Raw genomic sequence first — 2,754 nt, 5'->3', positions numbered from 1 at the left:
TCTCCCGCCCCAGCACATGGGTGGAGGTCGCCCCCGGCGCGTCATTCTCTATGGCGAAGGCGTCCCATTCGGACCCGACAGAGATGATCCGATCCTGGCTGTCCACGACATAGCTGTTTGTTTTGAGGTCCAATGAAAATGCCTTTGGAAAAATTTCAGGTCATAAACAGGATCATCGTTACGCTAGGTCATCATATGCGCGAAACCGGCGCTTGCCCAAATATTTATCGTTAGAATTTAAAGTACCGCGCCCCTCTGCGCCTCAAGCCGTCTTCTGGATATCGGTCGCGCCGGTGCAGGGCAGCGTCAGACTGAAGGTGCTACCGACGCCCAGTTTGCTTTCAAGTGACAGCGATCCGCCGTGCAGCTCTGCCAGCTGCTCGGAGATGGCCAGCCCCAGCCCCAAACCGCCGTTTTGCCGTGTCATGGACCCGTCAACCTGTTGGAAACGCTGGAACACGCGGCTGGCGTCCTCCTCTGCGATGCCGTTGCCGGTGTCGGTGACGCTGAACACGATCTCGTCGGCGGAATGTAGCATCGAGAGGTGGATTTTGCCTTCGCTGGTGAATTTGATCGCATTTGTAATCAGATTGTACAGGATTTGTTTGACGCGCACCTTATCCGCTACGGTGGCAGCAGGGCCGTCGCCGGCATAGGTGAGGGTCAGCCCTTTTGCCTCTGCGGCGGGTCGCAGTTCTTGGGTGACGGTGCGGGCGATCTCGTCCAGCTGGGTGGGGGCCATGTCCAGCTCTAGCTGGCCGCGGGACACTTTGGTCCAGTCCAGCAGATCTTCGACAAGGCGGATCATATGCTGTGAGGATTCCGCGATTCCGGCACCCTGATCGGTGATGAACTTCTGATACTCTATCGCGGCGGCAGCCGATTTCGGACAGCCGCTGCCATCGGCGGTCAGCGCCGACATCAACCGCTGCGCCTGAGGCATCTTATCGCTGTGCCGCATGAACGACGCACGGCCAAAGATCACGGTCAGCGGGGTGCGCAGCTCGTGCGATACGTTGTTCAGGAACTCGGTCTTCTCGCGGTCGGCGGCTTCAGCGGCTTCTTGCGCGCGCTTCTCGGCGGTCACATCTGTCCAGATGCCGACGGTATAGCCGTGGGGGGTCTTTGCCTCTGTCACCTTGAGCCAGTTGTCGTTGCCGATGTCTTGCAAGAACGCCTGACCCGGATTGCGGAAACGTTGCAGCCGCTCGCGTACCCAGGCCTGTTTGCTTTTCGATCCGCTGAGGCTTTCGGTGCGGTTGGCCCAGTTGACCACCAGCTCTCCCATGGTGGCACCGGGGACGATCAGATCGGCGATCTGGGGGTGATAGTCGCGGTACTTCTGGTTCACCACCATCACCCGTTCCTTGTCGTCAAACGCGATAAAGCCTTCGTCGATCGCGTCGATGGCCTCGGCCAGCAGGGCGTGGGCGTTGGTCTGGTTCAGCGCCATCCGGCGGAAAGCCAGCAGCACGCCCAGCAGGAATATGGCGGAAATGAGGGCGAAACCCACCAGGTTCCGACTTTGTGGTGAATAGGCCGGCCATCCCGCGGCGGGGCGCACGGCGGCTTCCCATGTGGTGCCCAGAACGTTGAACGTGGTCACGACGGGCTTGTCTTTCAGCGCGCTCAACCGGTGATCGGGCAGGGCCTCTACCAGACCGGAGGCTTTAAGCGGGTGCAACTCGAAACTATATTGTTCGGGGTCCGAGAAATCATGTTGCGGGGCTTGCAGCAGACCTTCCTGATCCATCACGACAGAGATGACGCCCCAGAATTGATCGGTGTTCAGCTCGGCGTTCGGCAGGAACACAGGGTAGTGCATGATGTAGCCGGTACCGCCCTGCACAAGGTTTACGCGGTCATCCACCACGGGCGCGCGGGTGCGGTAAGCTTGGGCCACACTCGCCATCTGGGCGGGCAGTTGCCAGTATTTGACACCGATCGTCTCGCGGTTATCGGTTTGCGGGAAACTGTGTGTAATCGACAGGTTAGGGGCCAAAGCGACGGCGATCACGTCAGGGTTGTGTCGCTGCAGGTCGCTCACGGTACGCGCGATCTGACGCTCGTTGATCTCACCCGCCACGGCAAGCGTATTCTCGATGTTCTTGGCCACCAGCACGGCTTCGAAGAAACGCAGCTGGATCTGGTCGGCGACCGAATGCAGCGCCTGCTCCACCTCAAGGCGCAGCGCGGCGAGGTGATTGTCGCGGTCGAGTTTCACAATAGAATAGGCAATCCCGCCGATACTTGCGAGCAGGACAATCGTCAGAACGACGAATACCTTAGAGGCTAAATACCCCGTGAACTTATTGAGCAAAGTGCCACCCTCTTCCGTCCAGCCAGGCCGCCGCACGACTTTCTGTCGTTGCTGGTTTGCCTGCCTTTGTCCCCTTTATTGACTGCATCATTGTTTATCGAACGGACAAAATACGGGCGCAATCGAGGCATTTTGTAGACTTTTGCGCAAAGCGGTCATGCCGGTTACTGTCAGGTGTTTTCGGGGGTGATCACGGGGGTGCGATGCTGTCGAAGCGCTAGGGCGAGCCCGTCCTTGGGGGCTGCATCGGTGATCAGATGGCCCAGATGCTCAAGCGGGGTTACCTGCGTCAGGTGACGTTTGCCGAACTTGCTGGCATCAATCAGGAAATGCGCGGCGCGGCTTTGGTCCAGCATGGCGCGTTTCACCTCGGCAAAGCCTGCGATGGCCTCGCTCACGCCGGTTTCATCCAGCGCGGAGGCCCCAAGAAAACA

The 2,754-nt window shown here is 59.3% G+C and carries 1 protein-coding gene and 1 pseudogene; both read right to left on the bottom strand.

What is annotated here, in order from left to right; translation table 11 throughout:
- Positions 1 to 262 precede the first annotated feature (262 nt).
- Positions 263 to 2,320, bottom strand: a complete 2,058-nt coding sequence (locus B3849_RS16855; protein WP_278424506.1) for an ATP-binding protein — start codon at positions 2,318 to 2,320, stop codon at positions 263 to 265.
- Between the two features lie 170 nt (positions 2,321 to 2,490).
- Positions 2,491 to 2,754: pseudogene (locus B3849_RS16850) on the bottom strand (DeoR/GlpR transcriptional regulator); the annotation flags it as partial.

Origin of the sequence: Sulfitobacter sp. UBA4523 (assembly GCF_002388305.1) — a bacterium.
Lineage (GTDB): Bacteria > Pseudomonadota > Alphaproteobacteria > Rhodobacterales > Rhodobacteraceae > Sulfitobacter > Sulfitobacter pontiacus.
Note: the sequence above shows the minus strand (reverse complement) of the source record. Positions and strands in the feature narration are given on the sequence as shown.